This window comes from Coprococcus ammoniilyticus (genome assembly GCF_025567345.1).
Taxonomy (GTDB): Bacteria; Bacillota; Clostridia; order Lachnospirales; family Lachnospiraceae; genus Coprococcus; species Coprococcus ammoniilyticus.
This window is the reverse complement of the sequence record NZ_JAOQJS010000005.1, coordinates 329,768-348,241: the sequence shown is the minus strand read 5'-3', so window position 1 is coordinate 348,241 and position 18,474 is coordinate 329,768. Positions and strand designations below refer to the sequence as shown.

The following is an 18,474-nucleotide window of genomic DNA, read 5'->3' as shown; positions in this document are numbered from 1 at the left end:
CCCCTTTTATTAGACCTTTTTTGTCTAATAAAAGGGGTTCACTTCAAGGCTGGGAGGTTATTTTTTATACTTATAGTGCGCTGATTAGCGTGTCCCAAATGAATCTGTCCAGAGTGGCATATAGCCGCTTCGGATGGCTACTGCTTGGGAAGCCAGTTCTTTTTTACATCAATTCCAACTTCCATCAGTTTACCGGTGGGAGCAGCACCCGCAATTGCTATTATTTCGTTATCTTTTATTGCACATAAAACGATGGTTGTATTTGTATTTCCTTCTGCATCAAAAGCCAGTGAATTTTCAAAGCCCTCGATATCACATAATGTTTTAAGGTTGTTACCTTCATATAATTCGTCTCGAGTTTTACCTGATAACAGTTGTTTTCCAAGTTCATATTTTTCTTCAGACAGAGAAATGATATTTGTATCTCTGATGCTGAGAATTTTAACATAATTTTTAGCAGCCTTTTTGTTCTTTACGAAATGTGTGCCTTCTTCTTTTAATTGATCTGTTGAACAATTTATGTAGCCGGCAATGTAGTCATATATTTTATTATTTATCTCATCTTTATTAATATAAGAATTATTCATGATTTTCTCCATAAGTATAGTCAGACAGGGAGATAAAAACTTATCTCCCTGAAATGAATGATTTGCATTTGAACTGTGCTTAATACCGTGTATCTACTGAAAAGCCTGTTTGCTGCAAGAAAGATTTCGTTATGGTTCGGAACCAGTGAATGGAGGAGTTGTAGTTTCCCTCTACTACTGTTACCGTTCCCTTTACATTTTTTGTTTTTAACTGGTAAGTTTTGCCCTTCTTCAGCTTTAAAGATGTTTTATTCAGCGCAGCTTTCTTGGCTGTGGTCTTGCTTGCGGTAAGGGTGGCATCATTTGTGGTTGTATTTGTAGTAGAAGTGGCAGTATTTATAGCTGCGGTCTTACTTGTGGCAAGGGCAGCATTGGTGCCTGTGTATGTACTGACAGCGGAAACTGTGCGCTCATTTAAAGTTGCTGCCTGAACTGCTGCCTGTGCTGGCAATGCAGTTACGATAACCATACCGAGCAGGCTGCATCCGATGATTGTACGTTTCCAGAAAGAATTGGAATGTTTCATAGAAATTACCTTCGAATTATGTAATTAAAATATTTGATCTGTTAACTTAATAAGTCCCCCCATATCAGCTAATGCAGATATTTATATTATATATGTAATTTTAGACAGGAACAACCGGAAATATATGGTGACGTCCCATTTTATATTTTAGAATTTCGTACGCAAAAAAGAACTCTATAATGAAATCCTTTTTGGAAGAGGCGCAGTTATGACCCTTTGGCTGATGTCATATATCAATCAGCAATATTCGATATAGCAGATTGGTTATCGACCGGCAGGTGGTCTTATAACGAGACTGCCTGCTTTCTTTAATTCCGTTTCTCTCATATTTGTTCAAAAAACTTCAAAAAAATGCAAATTAATGATTGATTCTGAACGAAATGTGTGTTAATATAAACCCAAGTTGAACGAATATGATTGATTTTGAACGAAAAATCGGTTATAATGCATATATATGAATTGAATTGCAAATAATAAAATGATTTGATAATAAGGAGACCTATATATATGCTTACGGAAGAAAGATATAACAAGATACTGGAAGCTCTGAAGAACAAAGGAACGATCACAGTTGCAGAAATGACAGAGTGCACAGGAGCATCAGAATCAACCATAAGGCGGGATCTTATCGCTCTCGATGAAATGGGAAAACTGAATAAGGTACACGGAGGAGCTACAGCAGTTGCACACCAGTTTATTGCAGATGAGATTGCGGTCAGTGTAAAAGAGCAGCTCTGTGTGGAAGAAAAGAAAGCAATTGCGCGGTATGCGGTGAATATGATCAATGATGACGATTTTATTTTCATAGATGCAGGAACAAGTACCGGATGGATGATCGAGTATCTGGAATCAACCAGAGCGACATTTGTCACAAATGGAATTGCACATATCAAACGGCTGATGAACAAAGGACTTCGGGCATACATGATCGGAGGACTCGGAAAGCCGGTCACAGAATCTACGGTAGGTGCAGATGCTGTAAATAATATGAAGATGTTCAATTTCTCAAAATGTTTCCTTGGAACCAACGGTGTACATACAGATTACGGTTTCACGACAGTCGATGTAGAAGAAGCACTTGTAAAGATGGAAGCGGTCAACCGATCTTATGCGAGTGTTGTCCTTGCCGATCACACGAAGTTTGACAAGGTTACAGCGGTTACATTTGCAGGAATCAAGAAGGCGTGTATTATCACCGACCGACTTGTAAATGATAAGTATGCAGATGCAACAGTCATAAAGGAGGTAATGAAGGAATGATCTACACAGTAACTTTCAATCCGGCAATCGATTATGTTGTCAGAATGGAAAAACTGGAAATCGGTTCGGTAAACAGAAGCAGAGAAGAAGCCCTGTTCTACGGTGGAAAGGGAATCAATGTTTCGACAGTCCTTAAGAATCTGGGCGTAGATTCTGTAGCACTTGGATTTGTTGCAGGCTTTACCGGAAAAGCGATTGAAGAAGGAGTCGCTGCCCTTGGTGTAAAAGCTGATTTCATCACGGTTTCAGATGGCGTTAGCAGAATCAATGTTAAGCTGAAAGCCGGAGAAGAAACAGAAATCAATGGAAAAGGCCCTAATATCAGCGATGCAGAACTGGAAGAACTTTATAAGAAATTAGATGGTTTAACAGACGGTGACTGTCTGGTTCTGGCAGGAGCGATCCCACCATCTTTACCATCTGATGTGTACGAGAAGATCATGGCAAGACTTGCAGGCAAGAAGGTTGATATCGTAGTCGATGCTACGAAGGATCTCCTGTTAAATGTTCTCAAGTATCATCCGTTTCTTATCAAGCCGAATAACTTCGAGCTTGGAGAAATGTTTGGCGTAACACTTCATTCCGATGAGGAGATTGAAGAATATGCAAAGAGATTACAGGCACTTGGAGCAAGAAACGTAGCGATCTCCATGGCAGGAGACGGATCTATGCTGCTCACAGAGACCGGAGAGACATACAGAATGGGCGTTCCAAAAGGAAAAGTTGTTAATTCTGTAGGAGCCGGAGATTCCATGGTGGCAGGATTTATCGCAAGCTATTTTGCAGAGCATGATTACAAGAAAGCATTAAAGTACGGCGCAGCAACAGGCAGTGCAACTGCATTTTCAGAAGGACTTGCAACAAAAGACCAGGTTGAGAAACTTTTAGGACAATTTTAACAGTTGGGGAAAAGGGAGAAGAACCGACTGACCTGACCAGATCCTGATAAACCGGTATTTGAGTAAAGGAGAATGAGTATGAGAATAAGGGAGTTATTAAAAAAAGAAGGAATTGCCCTTGGTGTAAAAGTAGATTCTAAAGACGCAGCGATCGATTATCTGATCGATCTTCATGCAAAATCGGGCAATATAACAGATAAGGCAGAATTCAAGAAAGGAATTCTTGCAAGAGAAGAATCCGGTTCGACCGGAGTTGGAGAGGGAATCGCAATTCCTCATTCCAAGAATGCAGCAGTTAAGCAGCCGGGACTTGCAGCTATGACAGTACCGGACGGTGTAGATTATGATTCATTAGACGGACAGCCTGCAAACCTGTTCTTCATGATCGCAGCACCGGAAAAGGGCGCAGATGTACATCTGGAAGTATTATCAAGACTCAGTATGTTGCTGATGGATGAGAACTTCAGAGCAGAACTTCTTGCAGCAAAGAATGCAGATCAGTTCTTAGATATCTGCAGCAAATATGAGATGGAAAAGTTCGCGGATGAACTTGGAGAAGCAACAGAAGATAAGAAAGAAAACGCACCGGAAAAGACAGGATACAGAGTCCTTGCAGTTACAGCATGTCCGACCGGTATCGCACATACATTTATGGCAGCGGAAGCCCTTGAGAAAAAAGGAAATGAAATGGGCATTTCGATCAAGGTTGAAACAAATGGATCCGGCGGTGTTAAGAATCGTCTGACAGCAAAGGAGATTGAAGAATGTGACGGTATTATCGTAGCAGCCGATAAGAATGTGGAGACCGCAAGATTTGACGGCAAGCCAGTTCTTTTTACAAAGGTAGCAGATGGTATCCACAAACCGGAAGAGCTTATCAATAAAGTAATCGATGGCAAGGTTTCGGTGCATCATGAGAGTGGAAAGAAAGCAGAGGAAGAAAGCGCAGGCGGTGTTGGAAGTCAGATCTACAAGCATCTGATGAGCGGTGTATCCCATATGCTTCCATTCGTTATCGGTGGCGGTATCATGATCGCACTGGCATTCCTGATCGATACAATCTGTGGATATGGTTCAACCGGTGGTTCAAACTTCGGTACCTGTACACCACTTTCCGCATTCTTTAAATATGTCGGAGATCTGTCTATGGGACTGATGGTTCCGGTACTTGCAGGTTATATCGCATATTCGATCGCAGATCGTCCGGGTCTTGCAGTTGGATTTACCGGCGGACTTCTTGCTTCATCCGGTAATGCAGCGATTGCAAAATATATATGGGCAGGTGCAAGTCTTTCCCCATTCCAGAATTTTATTGCAAAATTCGGTTTTGTAGGCGAAGGCTCCGGTAATACAGTATCCGGTTTCTTAGGTGGTATTCTTGCAGGTTTCCTTGCAGGTTATATCGTACTTTTATTAAAGAAGATGTGTTCAAAGTTCCCTCAGTCATTAGAGGGTATCAAGCCAACATTGATCTATCCGTTAGTTGGTATTTTCCTTGTAGGCGTATTGATGGTATTTATCTTTAATCCATTGATCGGCCTTATAAATACAGGACTTTCCAATATGCTTACATCACTTGCAGATAAGAATCTGTTAGCTCTCCTTGGTCTGATCCTCGGAGCAATGATGGCGATCGACATGGGCGGTCCTATCAACAAGGCAGCTTATGTATTCGGCTCGGGAATGCTTTCTACAGCAGCAGACCTTGTATCAGCCGGTGCATCCCAGAGTGATGCAGCCGTTCAGGCATGCTACATTTCCATGGCAGCCGTAATGATCGGCGGTATGGTCCCACCAATGGGAATTGCACTTGCATGTAAGCTGTTCCCTAAGAAATTCACAAAGGCAGAAAGAGGCTCAGCCGTTTCTAACTTTGTAATGGGTTGTTCCTTCATCACAGAGGGTGCGATTCCATTTGCAGCAGCAGATCCGCTTCATGTTATCCCATGTACCTTGGTTGGTGCAGGTGTAGCAGGAGCATTATCAGCAGCATTCAAATGTACACTGATGGCACCACACGGAGGAATCTTCGTATTTGCAACAGTAGGGCATCCATTATTTTACATTCTTTCATGGGTGATCGGTTCTGTAGTAACCTGTTTACTGCTCGGTCTGATCAAGAAAAATGTAGCAGAAGAATAAAAACAAAAACCCTATCCTTTTTAACAACGGTGGGAACAGAAAGAATCTGTTCCTGCCGGATATAAATAAAACAGGGATATTTCAAATATTAAATCAAAAGTAACAATGTTGATCATGCGTTTGTCCGAATCGGACAAATGATAAAAGAGATATAAAAAGGAGAAGATAATTATGGTATCACAGACAGTTAAAGTTATTAATGAGCAGGGATTACACATGAGACCGGCAGGAGTATTTGCAAAGGAAATGACAAAGTTCAAATGTAACGTAACAATCGATATTGCCGGTAAGAGAATCAACGCAAAGAGCGTTATGCTGATCATTGCAGCATGTATTAAGTGTGGAACAGAGATGACAATTGAGTGTGACGGTGAAGACGAGCAGGCAGCTCTCGCAAAGGCAGTAGAGTTGGTTGAATCCGGTCTTGGCGAATAGTCAGACAGCATTCTTTCATCTGGAAAGCGGGGTAGAAGATATGTTAAAAGGAATAGGCGGCTCAGCCGGTTATGGCATCGGAAAGGTTGTCATCATCAGTGATGGCAAACCGGAATATAAGCAGCATACAGTAACAGATACAGATGCTGAACTTCAGAGATTTGAGAATGCTATGGAAGTTTTTGTTGAAAAGACTCAGAAAATGGCAGATGCAATGAAAGAAAAGGTTGGAGAACATAATGCAGAGATTCTGGAAGGACATATCGTTTTGATAAGTGATCCGTTTATGCAGGATCAGGTCAAGGAGTTGATCGGTAATGGCGAATGTGCAGAAGCAGCCGTTGACAGTGTATGTGATATGTTCGTATCCATGTTCTCCCAGGTAGATGATGAACTGACCAGACAGAGAGCAACTGACGTAGGAGATATCCGTGTCCGTATGCTTAAGATCCTTACCGGTACGCCGGATATTAATATCGGAGATGTTCCGGCAGGTACAGTGATCGTCGCAAAGGATCTGACACCATCCATGACAGCAGGAATCGTAAAGGAAAATGTAGCAGGTATTATCACCGAGATTGGCGGTAAGACTTCTCATTCAGCTATTCTTGCAAGAGCACTTGAGATCCCTGCTGTACTTAGTGTAGATGGTATCGTAGATCAGGTGTCCGATGGTATGATGGCAGTTGTAGATGGATGCGAAGGCGTTTGCATCTTAGAACCTGCGATGGATGAGATCGCAGAATATGAGACAAAGCGTGCAGATTACCTGAAAGAGAAGGAACTGCTTCAGATCTACAGAGGAAAAGATACAGTAACTGCTGATGGAACAAAGGTAGCTTTATATGGCAATATCGGCAATCCAGAGGATGCCAAGGGTGTTGTAGCTGCTGATGGTGAAGGTGTAGGCTTATTCCGTACTGAGTTCCTGTTCATGGGAACAGACAGTTTGCCAACAGAGGACGAGCAGTTTGAAGCATATAAGGCAGCAGCCGAGACGATGCAGGGTAAAGAAGTTATTATCCGTACACTGGATGTCGGCGGTGACAAAGATATCCCGTATCTCGGATTGGAAAAAGAAGACAATCCGTTCCTTGGTTTCCGTGCAGTCAGATATTGTTTGAAAAATGAGGACAGCTACAAGGTACAGCTTCGTGCATTGCTTCGTGCGAGTGCATTTGGCGATATTAAGATCATGGTTCCGCTTGTTACCTGTGTGGATGAGATTCGACGGGTAAAAGAACTGGTAGCGGAACTTAAGAAGGAGTTAGATTCAGAGAAAATCGCATATAACAAGGATATTCAGGTCGGCGTTATGATCGAGACTCCTGCAGCCAGCCTGATCGCAGATCTTCTGGCAAAGGAAGCTGATTTCTTCAGTATCGGTACAAATGATCTGACCCAGTACACAATGGCAGTTGACAGAGGAAATGCCAAGGTTGCATATTTGTATTCCGCATACAATCCTGCTGTTCTTCGTTCTATGAAGAATGTTATTGAAGCAGGAAATGCAGCAGGCATCATGGTAGGTATGTGTGGTGAAGCAGCAGCTGATCCGTTACTGATCCCACTTCTGATCTCCTTTGGACTGGGAGAGTTCAGTGTATCGGCAACTTCTGTTTTAAGAACCAGAGGCACAATTGCCAAATGGTCAAAGGCAGATGCAGATGCTCTTGCAGCAAAAGCATTGTCCTTATCCACAGAAGCTGAGGTGGCTGAACTGTTAAAAGCCTCCGCAAGATAAGCGAAAAGCCCTTATCTGTTTTGTTTGGAACAGAATGAAAGATATTAAAAGCAACTAGTACTATAATTACACCTATTATTCCGCAAGTCGTTTGCACTCTATTTCAACGCAGCGGTACTAAGCTCCTTGCCTATGACAACTCGCTAAGGACCGGCGTTGAAAAAGGCTTGCTACATAATAGTGTAATATATAGTAACTGTTGCTTTTGTAATATATCGGATAGTTCCAAACAAAACAGATATGAAAGTTTCTGCAATTAGCGCAGGCGAGGCTTAAAAAGTGCATTATTTTCTGAGACGGTTTTCTGCATATTTGAATAGCCGGGTAAATGTCAAGAATACATTTTTTACAAAATTTGAAAGCTTGAGTGTGGGGTTTTCACGAATTTCTTACGAAAATTAATTTGCACTGGAATTTTATGGAAAATATTTGGTAATATTAATAATATAGAAGTCTGAAATAAAAAAGTTATTTTTTAGCCGTAGCGGCAAGACGAAACAGGGCACATATTGGCAGTTGGAGATGTTTTCAATAGGTAGAGAGGAAGATAGGTTATGTTTGAAAACGAAAAAGTGAAACATGTAAAATTTGGTGAGGGAAATGTAGTTGAATGTGATGGTACACACATCCGTATTTTATTTCAGTGTGAGAATATAGAAAAGACTTTCACTTATCCAACCGTATTTGAGAAGTTTGTAAGATTTGACAGTCAGGACGCACAGGACAGGGTCACAGATGATCTGAATACCGCAAAAGAGGAGGCTGCAAAGCTGGAAAATCTCAGAAAATTATTCATGGCTGAGCAGGCAAAGAAGCGAAAGCTGGAGAAAGCAGCCAAGGCAACAAAGAAAAGATAAAGCAAGAGCACCCGGTCGGGTGATCAGCCCATCTTCTTCTATTGAGCGAAGACTGTTGGTCAGAACCTTCTGGCTGATACCGGTCAGATCACGTTTAAGTTCGTTGAAATAAGGCTACCGCAATCCCACTGGCTTTAGACAATGGGTAGTTCACTACTGAGAATACTTACTTCATAAAAACTTCATACAAAAAAATTCTTGACTTGGAGTAAGGTTCAAAGAGTATGATAGGAGTGTACGAAAAAGGTATGCTCCTTTTTCGTATATAAATACGGGAAACATCAGAACATAAGAGCATAAGCTCTGAAGTAGGTTTAAGTAAGATGGAGAGTGATAGTATGAAGACTACAAGCAGAGAAGAATTTGCTGAGATCGTTACACATGCAGCATTTTACTGTGGATGGCCAAAGGCATGGGCAGTATTCCGTATGGCAAAAGAAGTCTGGGCAGAAGAAGATAAGTAGGAGAAATGTGGCAGTTGTGGTATAATGAACATCGGTGTACACATAATAAAATGTAGACAGGAGACGGCATGGAAAAGTTAGTATTAATACATGTAGATGACATCGAATATCACAAGATACAGAACATTGCGAGTCGGATGAAGATCACTGTAGACCGGATACAGGAAGAAATAGTGACAGCGAATTATAAGTTGGGCGAGCTTGTAAATGGAGTCTATAAAAACGCCGCAGATACGATAGATGGAACTGGTCGGGAACAGGAAAATGTGACAGGACATTCTTCAGAGACAGGGGTGATGAATGCACAGGCAAAGAGCAGTGCAGACAGCTTAATTCTGGTATGCAATCTGAAAGAAAAACGGCTGGATAAGATGTTGTTTGAGCTTCGTCATGCTGAGGTGAAGGTTATGTATAAAGCCATTCTGACACCAAGCAATCAGAACTGGACAGTTCCGATGCTGATGCAGGAGCTTCGCAGAGAACGATTTGCAATGATGAGAAAGTAAAAAAAGATCGTACAGGGATGAATTTGATTCTCCTGTACGATTATTTTTTATAATACGATTTTAATGTTTGCAGATAAAGTTTCATGCGTCGTTTATGCTTTCGGCTGCTGCTGGGTGATACAGTGGATATTGCCGCCTCCATAAGCGATTTCTTCGGTACGGACACCGATAACCTTACGTTCCGGGAACATGGACTGCACCTGACGGATTGCAAGAGCGTCATTTTCGTCACCGTACTGTGGCAGGATGATGCCGCCATTTACGATCAGAAAATTCAGATAAGAGGCGATCGCAAGGTCACCGTTTTTTCTTGGAGTGCTTCTGGGAACTGCATCGACTGTGTCCATGCCCTTCAGATAAACCGGAGCTTTGGTTGTACAGAGCTTATGGACGATCAGTTTCCTGCCTTTGGCATCTACAGCATTTGACAGGGTGTGGTAAGCGGCCTGTGCTTCTTTATAGAATGGGTCAGTCGGATCATCCGTATAGATGCAGGCAACTTCACCGGGACGGACGAAGCAGGCAACATCATCGATATGTCCATTTGTCTCGTCGGGATCGATGCCGTCCTTGATCCAGATGATCGTATCGACATTTAGATAATCTTTTAATTTCTGCTCGATCTGAGCTTTTGTGAGATGAGGATTTCTTCCCTTTGACAGCAGGCACATCTCGGTGGTGATCAGTGTACCTTCCCCATCGACATGAAAAGAGCCGCCCTCTAATACGAAATCACCGGTTCGGTAAGAATCAATCTGTTCCAGTTCGCAGATTTTGGATGCGATCTGATCATCCTTATCCCATGGAAAATACAATCCGTCGACCAGTCCGCCCCAGGCATTGAAGGTCCAGTCACAGGCGCGGGTTTCGCCTTTATCATTTATCAGAAAAGATGGTCCCATATCTCTGCACCATGCATCGTTGCTGCTCATTTCAATGATCCGTACGCCGGCAGGCAGCATGGTTTTTGCATGTTCATATTGTGCGGCAGATACGCACATTGTAACAGGTTCGAATTCTGAGATCGCAGCAGCTACATTTGCAAATGTTTTTTGTGCCGGTTTCGCACCGGCTCTCCAGTTGTCGGTTCGTTCCGGCCAGATCATAAAGATCTGCTTTTGTTCTTCAAATTCTCCCGGCATACGGAAACCGTCAGCCTTTGGGGTCGAGTTTGTAATAAGTTTCGCCATTCCTGTATCCTCCTTGTATCGTAAATAAAATATCCATAGCGTGTTTGAAAAATCATCTCTTGCAGGCAGGAGATTTTTCAGTCTTATATTTGATAAAACAAAAAACGGAGCAACTCATTTTCTGAATTGCTCCGTTGCATGTGTCTGTATTTATTTCTTATTACGATAGCACAGAGATTATTGAAAATCAATATGGAATTGGATCTTACAGATCATTTACCCGTCCCATGAACAGGATCATTCCGGTATCCTGATCTTCAATGACATAGACAAATGGCTGGTCAACGATGAAGTTATAGGTTTCTTCCGGTGGCATCATAGCAGTTTCCTTTATTATGATATCCGTCTCCGCGGCAGCCTTTGTTCCGTTTTCATCAACGATCACTTTTGCTTTGTGAGAAACGGAAGATACCGCGATGCCATCTGCGATCTTTGAGAAATCAGCAAAAGCATATGCAGACCGGATTCCAAGTCTGTTCAGGATATCATCCAGACCGTTGATACTCTGTTCATCTGTGAATTTTGGAAGCTGAATGGTCTCTATCTCAGGAGAATCAGCATTATCCAGAGAGTCGATAAGTGCCTGTTTCTCATCACTGCTTAAAGCATCGAACAGGTTGGTGATCGTATCGCCTTCTTTAGATGGAAGGAATACTTTCATTACAACAGAATCACCATCGTAAGGAAGTACGATTCCTTTTATCGATCCGCTATCCGCATAAGAGAATCGTTCATCGTACAGATGCATCATTGGTACGGTAGAATCTCCACTGGTTCCGTGGAAAGTATCATCGTATGTGTTACCCTCTGTAAATGGTGTCTGCCATTTTCCTTCAAAGTAAACCGCATTAATGAGCATCATAACAGTATTTGTCGAAAGTTCATTCATGATGGATGGGATCATCTGATTTGTATGTTCATTTACCCAGTTGTTTACATCCTTCACAACCTGATCGGCATGATCCGTAAAATCGGCTTCATATATCTCACCATGGTAATAGGTCTTGGCCGGAAGCAGAAAATCATCTGAGATATTAGCCGCCCAGTCTTTTCCGGTGGTCATCCAGATGGAATTTGCAGTATTTACATATGTCTGCTTGGACCAGTCTTTGTTCAGATAGCTTTGCATTTCCGTATTCCAGGTTGAAAGATCTTTGATGCCAAGTGTTGATTCCAGTTCCGTTTTCGTTTCGCCCCCGGCACCCTGATCGAGCATGGACAGTGCACTGGAAATACTGTAAGGGGAATAAAAACAGTTGCTGTCTTTTGGAAGTGCATCATACAGGTCAAATGCAAAATTGTTGACACCGTTTTTAAGTTCCTCATAGGAATCGACGGGCGCCGGTTTTGCTCCGACTGCGATGTCACTTCCGAGTTCTTTTGATGCTAAAAGTTTTTGTTTGGTGATGCTGCCGCCATTATTATCTGCGTTTCCGCATCCTGCAAGACTTGTGCACAGACATGCACCAAGTAATAAGCTGATTATCTTTTTATTCATAAATAATCCTCCATTTCTTTCGTGGTCAGATACGAATAATACTAACATATATCAGTGAATAAGAATATTCAAAAAAATATATAGTCTTATCAATGTCCGGTTTATTTGCTTCTTTAATTTATATACGAAAGAAAATGGAGGATTTATGGAATTATTTTAAAAATTTTTATTCTTCGGTCACGGAATAGGTGGCAGCTTCATCCGATAAGGATTCCGCATCTACACCGAGATCTTTTTCCGCATTTACAAACCATGCCGGAGTATCGGAAGATACATTCATGTTGTTGAAGATATAAGTACCATCTGCATCAAACAGATATTCGGCATAGCCATAATCATCGGCAGTTCCGCCTATGACGATCACATGTGTGATATGATCGGCATCCGTGTAATCATATCGGAAGTAGGTATCTGTACTGCATTTGTCTGTGATATCGGTCTGCTGTCCGTTCAGGGTGAAATACAGTCTTCCGGCTTTCGCGGTGACATAGGTTTGATCGGTTGATTCGATACGGAAAGACATGGTAGCGTCTTCTGCATCGTATTCGACCTTCGTACCATTTGCAGTAGAGAATACCTTATGCACCCAGGTGCTTCCGGTTGCTGCCAGACAGATGCCATTTGACAGACAGAAGATGGCTGCCAGTCCGGCAACTGCGTAGGAAAGTCTGCGTGTGATCGTGTGGATCCGCAGCTTCTTTGAGCGTTCCGGGGTGATGTTGATGACTGCATCTGAGTGGATCATGTCAAATGTTTTCTTATAGCGTTCTTTATTCTGATTGTTCATAGTCCCAAGCCTCCTTTAGGGTGTCGCGAAGCACGGTACGTCCGCGGTTTAACCGGACCTTTACGTTGCTTTCGCTGATCTTTAGAATGTCTGCAATTTCCTTAATGGAATAGTCTTCATAATAAAACAGATGGATCACTGTCCGGTATTTTTCCGGCAGCTTCATGACTGTTTCAAATAATTCCTGGCTTTCAGTATCAGAAAAATTCAGTTGTTCCATATAATCTTCCAATGATGTCCGGTTCCTGTGCCAGAAGGTGCGAAGCATATTTTTTGACTGATTGATCGTAACCCGGATCAGCCATGCCCGGATATGCATTTCATCGTTAAAATCCACGGCACCTGAATGATAGCGTAGAAATGTTTCCTGAACAACATCTTCGGCATCCTCCCGGTTCTGACAAATGGAAAATGCAATGCGGAACAGATTGTCCTGATACATTTGTATAACAGTTTGTGTTGGTAATCGCATAGTCACATCCTCTTTTCTTGTGTTAAAAGGCCTTTCAATAATAACACAATTCATCCGGTTTAAAGGTTACAAAAATACAAATTATACTTGCATAAAATTTGTATTGTTTTATCATTTGATAGTGTAGGTATGAAATGACAGAAAGAGAGAAAAGATAAAATGGTAAAATGTTTGTTAGTTGGCGTTGGAGGCGGCATAGGTGCAATTCTTCGATATTTGATTGGTTTAATACCGGTGGGAGCACAAAACAACTTTCCGATAAAAACATTATTGATTAATGTAATAGGAGCATTTGTTATTGGCTTAATTTCTGTGTTGGCAGAAAAGTATCAGGTATCACCACTTCTGGTTTTGACATTAAAGACGGGAGTGTGCGGTGGATTTACGACGTTTTCTACATTTGCACTGGAAACAGATCAATTAATACAGAGCGGGAATTACGGATTTACGATACTTTATATAGGATTAAGTGTGATATTAAGTGTTGCTGCGGTATTTGCTGCACAAATACTTATGAAGTAACGATGAAACGATGAAGATTTATGGGAATAGAGGGCTGACGATATGGATAAGAGAGAGCAATATATAGATAAACAGATTATAGAGCAAATAATGGAACTGCGAAAGCAGCTCCACCGGATCCCGGAGCATTCCATGCAGGAAGTAAAGACAAAACAGTTGCTGATGGATTTCTTAAAATCGCATACAGCATTAGAGATCGTAGATTGTGGGGCATGGTTTTATGCGGTGAAAAGAGCATATGATCGGGTAACCACAGAAAATGATAAAACATTCCATGTGAGTGAAGTGGCTGCGGAAATACCAGAGCAAATGACGGAATATAAGCCACCGATTGCATTCCGGGCAGATATGGATGCGGTATGTGGCAAGGATGGAAAGCCGGGACATTTCTGTGGACATGATGGACACAGCAGTGTGCTATGTGGACTTGGCTTGTATCTGGACAGCAGAAAAGATCCGTTGACACAGGATGTATATCTGATCTTCCAACCGGCGGAGGAGATTGGAAAGGGCGCAGAGCTTTGCAGAAGCCTGATCAAAGAAACGCATATCGGAGAAATCTATGGCTTTCATAATATACCGGGGAAGTCGCTTGGAACGGTACTTGTGAAGGATGGAACATTTGCATGTGCTTCAACGGGCTTAGAGATCCACATGACAGGAACGCCGAGCCACGCAGCATATCCGGAAGCTGGCAGAAATCCCGGATATGCACTTGCCGGACTCTTGCTTCAGATTGAAGAACTGACAGAGCAGTTTAATGAGACAAAAGGATTTGTCCGCATGACTTTGATCGGGATGGAACTTGGAAGTGAGAACTATGGTGTAGCGGCATCGGACGGATATCTGAGACTTACCGTTCGAGGTGAAGGCGAACAGGTATTTCATGATTATCTGGCAGAGATTCGTAAGCTGGCAGAAGTTATGGCACAGAAGGAAGCTCTGGAACTTTCGATAAAGGAGATTGAACGGTTTCCATCTACGGATAATCATGCGGAACAGGTGCAGAAGATCCGGGCGTGTGCGGCTTCTCAGCAGATTCCATATATGGAGCTGCCTGAACCGATGCGCTGGTCGGAGGACTTCGGTTGGTATTTGCAGGAGACAAAGGGAGCATTTTTCGGCATTGGTGACGGAGAGGATTATGCTCAGCTTCATACGGAACATTTCGAATTTCCCGATGCCATACTTGAAACCGCAGTTACTATGTTTGCCGGGTTGTGTGTTGACATAAAAGAGGGGGAATGTTAATTCTGTATGCAACTTTAAATATTTATAAATGCTCCCTTGCCAGATAACATAAAGCTGGTATATAATAAAAAAGAACAGAGAGGTTCGACGATGTGCGAATTCTCTGTTTTTTTTACTTTATAGGAAAGTACGCCCTATTCATAAGTTTATTGTTGATGATTGAGGGATGGAAAATATGTCTTTAATAATTATTTTAAGCCCAATGTGGCTGAAAGGAGAAAATAGATGAGAAGACAGGACAGAGCAGTTACAGATCCGGTGAAGATCGAGCAGATCATAAAGAAAGCAGGCGTGGTTCATCTTGGAATGGTGGATGAGGGAAAGGCATACATCGTTCCATTGCATTATGGATATATTTATAAGGATGGAGGACTCACGTTATATATGCATGGCGCAACGGAAGGACGCAAATATGACGTGATCGCAGCCAATCCAAATGTATTTATCGAGATTGATACAGATATGGTACTGACCAGTGGTGGTGAAGTTCCATGTGAATATGGGGCAAATTATGCTTGCGTGATGGGAGAAGGAACTGCCAGCATTCTGACCGATGTTGATGAGAAGGTTATGGGACTGGAGCTTATAATAAAGAGTCAGCTGGGAAGAGATTTTATCATTACAGAACCAATGACAAAATTGGTGAATGTGATCAAGGTTGTTGTTCCGGAATTATCGGTAAAAATGAATCAAGAAAAATAAAAAGAACATTAAGAAAAAGTAATAGTTTACCACGTATAAATTGTGCTATCATGGGTAAGAATAAATAGCCGGTTTGAGAAAAAAGCAAGGAATTGGAAAATAGTTGGCAGTAGTTGAATGATGTAAGAGACAGAGATTAGGGAATTCAGGAGAATCCAAAATGGAAGCGAATCGTATCGAAGAAAAAATATATAAATATGGTGCGGATATCCTGGCATCAGAGGGTATGCAGAAAGAAAAAACATTTGTGCAACATGGTTCAATAACCTGTTACGATCATTCCCTGCGGGTGGCGGAGAAAAGTCTGGAGCTTGCAGAGAAATGTTCCGCATATATTGATGAACGGTCGCTGGTGCGTGGAGCACTGCTTCATGATTATTTCTTGTATGACTGGCATGAGAAGGATGGCGGACATCGGCTGCATGGTTTTTTTCATGCAGAACGAGCCTTGCATAATGCCAGACGGGATTTCAATTTGAACTTCATTGAGCGGGATATCATCCGAAAGCATATGTTCCCACTCAACATAACACCTCCAAAGTTCCGGGAGAGCTGGATCGTAACATGGGCGGATAAGTTGTGCGCCGCCGAAGAAACCACCAGAGTCCTCCGCCTTGCCGTCACAAAAACCGTCAGAGGCTGATCATAATGCAGCATGCTGCATATAGCTAAAGAATAATATTGACATCTATAGAAAAAGAACAACATTATACATATTTTCGCAAGCTGTTTGCAGCCCGATAAGTGTATGATCTTGTTCTTTTTTTATTACGTTTTTTGATAGAAATTATTGATTTATGTAAGTACATCCTATAAAATAAAAAAGGTTTTGTAAAAAAACGAAGAATTATCACTGAAGAAAATATTGATATGAATTGACAAAGAGATATGAGATTGTACTAGAAAACAGAGATGTAGACATATATATTTTTATGTAACAGACCTCTTTTTACGCCGGTCCTTAGCGATCTGCGATTAGCAGAGAGCTTAGTACCGTTGCGTAAAAATAGAACGCAAGTGTTCTGTGAAATAAAGAATATATATGGATACATCTCGTTATGGAAGCATTTGTTGAGGAATGTCATGAGAGTTTTAGAAAAGCGAGGAAAAGGCAATGGGCGGATTTTTTGGCGTAGCATCAAAGCAGGATTGTGTATTTGATTTGTTCTTTGGTATCGACTACCATTCACATCTGGGAACAAGACGAGGTGGAATGGCAGTATATGGAGAAGACGGATTTAACCGTGCGATCCACAATATTGAGAATGCACCATTTCGTACAAAATTTGACAAAGATGTTCAGGAAATGAGTGGTCATATGGGAATCGGATGTATCTCCGATTACGAACCGCAGCCATTGATCGTACGTTCTCATCATGGCACTTATGCACTTACAACAGTCAGCAAGATCAATAACACAGACGAGCTTACAAAGATGCTGTTCAAGAATGGACATTCCCATTTCTTAGAAATGAGCGGTGGGGACATCAATGCAACGGAGCTGATCGCGGCGCTGATCAATCAGAAGGAAAATCTGATCGAAGGAATTCAGTTTGCACTTGATTCTATCGATGGTTCTGTATCTATTCTGTTGATGAATCAGGCGGGAATCTATGCAGCCCGTGACAAATACGGCAGAACACCGGTTGTCATCGGTAAGAAAGAGGATGCCTATTGTATAACCTTTGAGAATTTTGCATATAAAAATCTTGGATATAGGGACTATAAGGAACTTGGACCGGGAGAGATCGCTGTCGTGACAGACAAGAACTGTATCACGCTGGTCAATCCGAATAAAGAAATGAAGATCTGTACCTTCCTCTGGGTATATTATGGTTATCCATCCAGTTCCTATGAGGGCACAAGCGTAGAGCAGATGCGGTATAACTGTGGTAAGGCGATGGCGAAGCGTGATAACGTAAAGCCGGATATCGTAGCCGGTGTGCCGGACTCCGGTATCGCTCATGCAATCGGCTATGCAAATGAATCCGGAATCCCATTTTCCAGACCATTTATCAAATATACACCGACCTGGCCACGTTCTTTCATGCCAACGATCCAGAGTAAGAGAAATCTGATCGCGAAGATGAAGCTGTTAGCAGTGGATGAACTGATCCGTGATAAGAGCCTTCTTCTGATTGACGATTCCATCGTACGTGGAACCCAGCTTCGTGAAACAACTGAGTTCTTATATGAGAGTGGTGCGAAGGAAGTACATATCCGTCCTGCCTGCCCGCCGTTATTATATGGATGTAAATATCTGAATTTCTCTCGTTCATCATCAGAAATGGATCTGATCACCCGTCGTGTGATCGATCGTTTGGAGAATGGAAATGTAACCGATGAAGTATTACAGGAGTATGCAGATCCGGAATCTGAGAAATACGAAACAATGGTTGAGGAGATCCGTAAGGAACTGAACTTTACATCATTGCGTTTCAATCGCTTAGACGATATGCTTGAATCCGTTGGAATCGATAAGTGCAAGCTGTGTACTTATTGTTGGGATGGTAAAGAATAGGGAAAAATCATTCAGAAAAAGTCAAAAAAATTTAAAATCGCTCTTGACAACAAAAAAACAGAGTGCTAAATTAGCAGTTAACAAAGAGCAAATGCAACGAACAGAATACGA

Annotated in this window: 19 protein-coding genes, 1 pseudogene and 1 other annotated feature (1 of these 21 running past the window's edge); of the genes and pseudogenes, 13 read left to right on the top strand and 7 right to left on the bottom strand. The window is 41.9% G+C overall.

The features are described 5' to 3' along the window. Positions 1 to 137: 137 nt before the first annotated feature. Together OCV60_RS09970 and OCV60_RS09965 are read right to left on the bottom strand one after the other, a co-directional pair. Positions 138 to 587, bottom strand: coding sequence for a hypothetical protein (locus tag OCV60_RS09970; protein ID WP_021944788.1), 450 nt, complete (start codon positions 585 to 587; stop codon positions 138 to 140). Positions 588 to 666: 79 nt separating this feature from the next. Beyond that, positions 667 to 1,113 (bottom strand): hypothetical protein, encoded by a 447-nt coding sequence (locus OCV60_RS09965; RefSeq protein ID WP_262530119.1) that lies wholly within the window; start codon positions 1,111 to 1,113, stop codon positions 667 to 669. Positions 1,114 to 1,620: 507 nt separating this feature from the next. On the opposite strand from OCV60_RS09965, the gene OCV60_RS09960 reads away from it, so the two are divergent. The 6 genes from OCV60_RS09960 to OCV60_RS09935 all read left to right on the top strand — a co-directional run bounded on the left by OCV60_RS09960 (position 1,621) and on the right by OCV60_RS09935 (position 8,450). Beyond that, positions 1,621 to 2,373 carry a DeoR/GlpR family DNA-binding transcription regulator gene (locus tag OCV60_RS09960; protein WP_008400090.1) on the top strand — a complete coding sequence of 251 codons (753 nt, stop codon included), beginning with the start codon at positions 1,621 to 1,623 and terminating at the stop codon, positions 2,371 to 2,373. Further along, positions 2,370 to 3,272 (top strand): 1-phosphofructokinase, encoded by a 903-nt coding sequence (gene pfkB / locus OCV60_RS09955; RefSeq protein ID WP_021944790.1) that lies wholly within the window; start codon positions 2,370 to 2,372, stop codon positions 3,270 to 3,272. Before OCV60_RS09960 ends, pfkB begins: the two co-directional genes overlap by 4 nt. Positions 3,273 to 3,350: 78 nt before the next feature. Further along, complete coding sequence (locus OCV60_RS09950) at positions 3,351 to 5,414, top strand: PTS fructose transporter subunit IIABC (protein ID WP_173783811.1); 2,064 nt, start codon at positions 3,351 to 3,353, stop codon at positions 5,412 to 5,414. Between the two features lie 171 nt (positions 5,415 to 5,585). After that, entirely contained in the window at positions 5,586 to 5,849 is a 264-nt protein-coding gene (locus OCV60_RS09945; RefSeq protein ID WP_008400082.1) for an HPr family phosphocarrier protein, read from the top strand. Between the two features lie 40 nt (positions 5,850 to 5,889). Then, positions 5,890 to 7,593 (top strand): phosphoenolpyruvate--protein phosphotransferase, encoded by a 1,704-nt coding sequence (gene ptsP / locus OCV60_RS09940; protein ID WP_173788828.1) that lies wholly within the window; start codon positions 5,890 to 5,892, stop codon positions 7,591 to 7,593. 554 nt (positions 7,594 to 8,147) lie between these two features. Next, entirely contained in the window at positions 8,148 to 8,450 is a 303-nt protein-coding gene (locus OCV60_RS09935) for a hypothetical protein (RefSeq protein ID WP_021944793.1), read from the top strand. Here the strand turns inward: OCV60_RS09935 and OCV60_RS13200 are convergent. Further along, positions 8,382 to 8,546 (bottom strand): annotated as a pseudogene (locus OCV60_RS13200) (winged helix-turn-helix transcriptional regulator); the annotation flags it as partial. The gene OCV60_RS09935 and the pseudogene OCV60_RS13200 sit on opposite strands and share 69 nt — an antisense overlap. Positions 8,547 to 8,788: 242 nt before the next feature. Here OCV60_RS13200 and OCV60_RS09925 point away from each other — a divergent pair. Together OCV60_RS09925 and OCV60_RS09920 are read left to right on the top strand one after the other, a co-directional pair. Continuing rightward, entirely contained in the window at positions 8,789 to 8,914 is a 126-nt protein-coding gene (locus OCV60_RS09925) for a carboxymuconolactone decarboxylase family protein (protein WP_330599159.1), read from the top strand. Between the two features lie 68 nt (positions 8,915 to 8,982). Beyond that, positions 8,983 to 9,420 carry a DUF3783 domain-containing protein gene (locus OCV60_RS09920; RefSeq protein WP_173788830.1) on the top strand — a complete coding sequence of 146 codons (438 nt, stop codon included), beginning with the start codon at positions 8,983 to 8,985 and terminating at the stop codon, positions 9,418 to 9,420. 92 nt (positions 9,421 to 9,512) lie between these two features. Here the strand turns inward: OCV60_RS09920 and aguA are convergent, their stop codons facing one another. From aguA to OCV60_RS09900, 4 genes are all read right to left on the bottom strand, one after another. Further along, positions 9,513 to 10,610: an agmatine deiminase gene (gene aguA / locus OCV60_RS09915; protein WP_262530118.1), complete on the bottom strand. Its 1,098-nt coding sequence runs from the start codon at positions 10,608 to 10,610 to the stop codon at positions 9,513 to 9,515. A 205-nt stretch (positions 10,611 to 10,815) separates the two neighbouring features. Next, positions 10,816 to 12,108 carry a serpin family protein gene (locus tag OCV60_RS09910; protein WP_262530117.1) on the bottom strand — a complete coding sequence of 431 codons (1,293 nt, stop codon included), beginning with the start codon at positions 12,106 to 12,108 and terminating at the stop codon, positions 10,816 to 10,818. 166 nt (positions 12,109 to 12,274) lie between these two features. Then, positions 12,275 to 12,895: a hypothetical protein gene (locus OCV60_RS09905; protein WP_173783806.1), complete on the bottom strand. Its 621-nt coding sequence runs from the start codon at positions 12,893 to 12,895 to the stop codon at positions 12,275 to 12,277. Then, a complete protein-coding gene (locus OCV60_RS09900) occupies positions 12,879 to 13,367 on the bottom strand; it encodes an RNA polymerase sigma factor (RefSeq protein WP_021944800.1) in 489 nt (162 codons plus the stop codon). Before OCV60_RS09900 ends, OCV60_RS09905 begins: the two co-directional genes overlap by 17 nt. A gap of 159 nt (positions 13,368 to 13,526) precedes the next feature. On the opposite strand from OCV60_RS09900, the gene crcB reads away from it, so the two are divergent. From crcB to OCV60_RS09875, 5 genes are all read left to right on the top strand, one after another. Next, the gene (crcB, locus tag OCV60_RS09895) at positions 13,527 to 13,889 is read left to right on the top strand and encodes a fluoride efflux transporter CrcB (RefSeq protein WP_008399981.1); all 363 of its coding nucleotides are present in this window, start codon (positions 13,527 to 13,529) and stop codon (positions 13,887 to 13,889) included. A 42-nt stretch (positions 13,890 to 13,931) separates the two neighbouring features. After that, complete coding sequence (locus OCV60_RS09890) at positions 13,932 to 15,140, top strand: M20 metallopeptidase family protein (RefSeq protein WP_262530116.1); 1,209 nt, start codon at positions 13,932 to 13,934, stop codon at positions 15,138 to 15,140. 225 nt (positions 15,141 to 15,365) lie between these two features. Continuing rightward, the gene (locus tag OCV60_RS09885; RefSeq protein ID WP_021944803.1) at positions 15,366 to 15,842 is read left to right on the top strand and encodes a pyridoxamine 5'-phosphate oxidase family protein; all 477 of its coding nucleotides are present in this window, start codon (positions 15,366 to 15,368) and stop codon (positions 15,840 to 15,842) included. Between the two features lie 160 nt (positions 15,843 to 16,002). Further along, positions 16,003 to 16,485 carry an HD domain-containing protein gene (locus OCV60_RS09880; protein WP_021944804.1) on the top strand — a complete coding sequence of 161 codons (483 nt, stop codon included), beginning with the start codon at positions 16,003 to 16,005 and terminating at the stop codon, positions 16,483 to 16,485. A gap of 471 nt (positions 16,486 to 16,956) precedes the next feature. Continuing rightward, positions 16,957 to 18,363 carry an amidophosphoribosyltransferase gene (locus tag OCV60_RS09875; RefSeq protein ID WP_173788835.1) on the top strand — a complete coding sequence of 469 codons (1,407 nt, stop codon included), beginning with the start codon at positions 16,957 to 16,959 and terminating at the stop codon, positions 18,361 to 18,363. Between the two features lie 87 nt (positions 18,364 to 18,450). After that, positions 18,451 to 18,474 (top strand) — a binding site (T-box leader) (it continues 242 nt past the right edge of the window).

Coding starts and splice junctions, on each gene's coding strand:
- OCV60_RS09970 (WP_021944788.1), bottom strand. CDS start 587: ATGAATAATTCTTATATTAATAAAGATGAGATAAATAATAAAATATAT.
- OCV60_RS09965 (WP_262530119.1), bottom strand. CDS start 1,113: ATGAAACATTCCAATTCTTTCTGGAAACGTACAATCATCGGATGCAGC.
- OCV60_RS09960 (WP_008400090.1), top strand. CDS start 1,621: ATGCTTACGGAAGAAAGATATAACAAGATACTGGAAGCTCTGAAGAAC.
- pfkB (WP_021944790.1), top strand. CDS start 2,370: ATGATCTACACAGTAACTTTCAATCCGGCAATCGATTATGTTGTCAGA.
- OCV60_RS09950 (WP_173783811.1), top strand. CDS start 3,351: ATGAGAATAAGGGAGTTATTAAAAAAAGAAGGAATTGCCCTTGGTGTA.
- OCV60_RS09945 (WP_008400082.1), top strand. CDS start 5,586: ATGGTATCACAGACAGTTAAAGTTATTAATGAGCAGGGATTACACATG.
- ptsP (WP_173788828.1), top strand. CDS start 5,890: ATGTTAAAAGGAATAGGCGGCTCAGCCGGTTATGGCATCGGAAAGGTT.
- OCV60_RS09935 (WP_021944793.1), top strand. CDS start 8,148: ATGTTTGAAAACGAAAAAGTGAAACATGTAAAATTTGGTGAGGGAAAT.
- OCV60_RS09925 (WP_330599159.1), top strand. CDS start 8,789: ATGAAGACTACAAGCAGAGAAGAATTTGCTGAGATCGTTACACATGCA.
- OCV60_RS09920 (WP_173788830.1), top strand. CDS start 8,983: ATGGAAAAGTTAGTATTAATACATGTAGATGACATCGAATATCACAAG.
- aguA (WP_262530118.1), bottom strand. CDS start 10,610: ATGGCGAAACTTATTACAAACTCGACCCCAAAGGCTGACGGTTTCCGT.
- OCV60_RS09910 (WP_262530117.1), bottom strand. CDS start 12,108: ATGAATAAAAAGATAATCAGCTTATTACTTGGTGCATGTCTGTGCACA.
- OCV60_RS09905 (WP_173783806.1), bottom strand. CDS start 12,895: ATGAACAATCAGAATAAAGAACGCTATAAGAAAACATTTGACATGATC.
- OCV60_RS09900 (WP_021944800.1), bottom strand. CDS start 13,367: ATGCGATTACCAACACAAACTGTTATACAAATGTATCAGGACAATCTG.
- crcB (WP_008399981.1), top strand. CDS start 13,527: ATGGTAAAATGTTTGTTAGTTGGCGTTGGAGGCGGCATAGGTGCAATT.
- OCV60_RS09890 (WP_262530116.1), top strand. CDS start 13,932: ATGGATAAGAGAGAGCAATATATAGATAAACAGATTATAGAGCAAATA.
- OCV60_RS09885 (WP_021944803.1), top strand. CDS start 15,366: ATGAGAAGACAGGACAGAGCAGTTACAGATCCGGTGAAGATCGAGCAG.
- OCV60_RS09880 (WP_021944804.1), top strand. CDS start 16,003: ATGGAAGCGAATCGTATCGAAGAAAAAATATATAAATATGGTGCGGAT.
- OCV60_RS09875 (WP_173788835.1), top strand. CDS start 16,957: ATGGGCGGATTTTTTGGCGTAGCATCAAAGCAGGATTGTGTATTTGAT.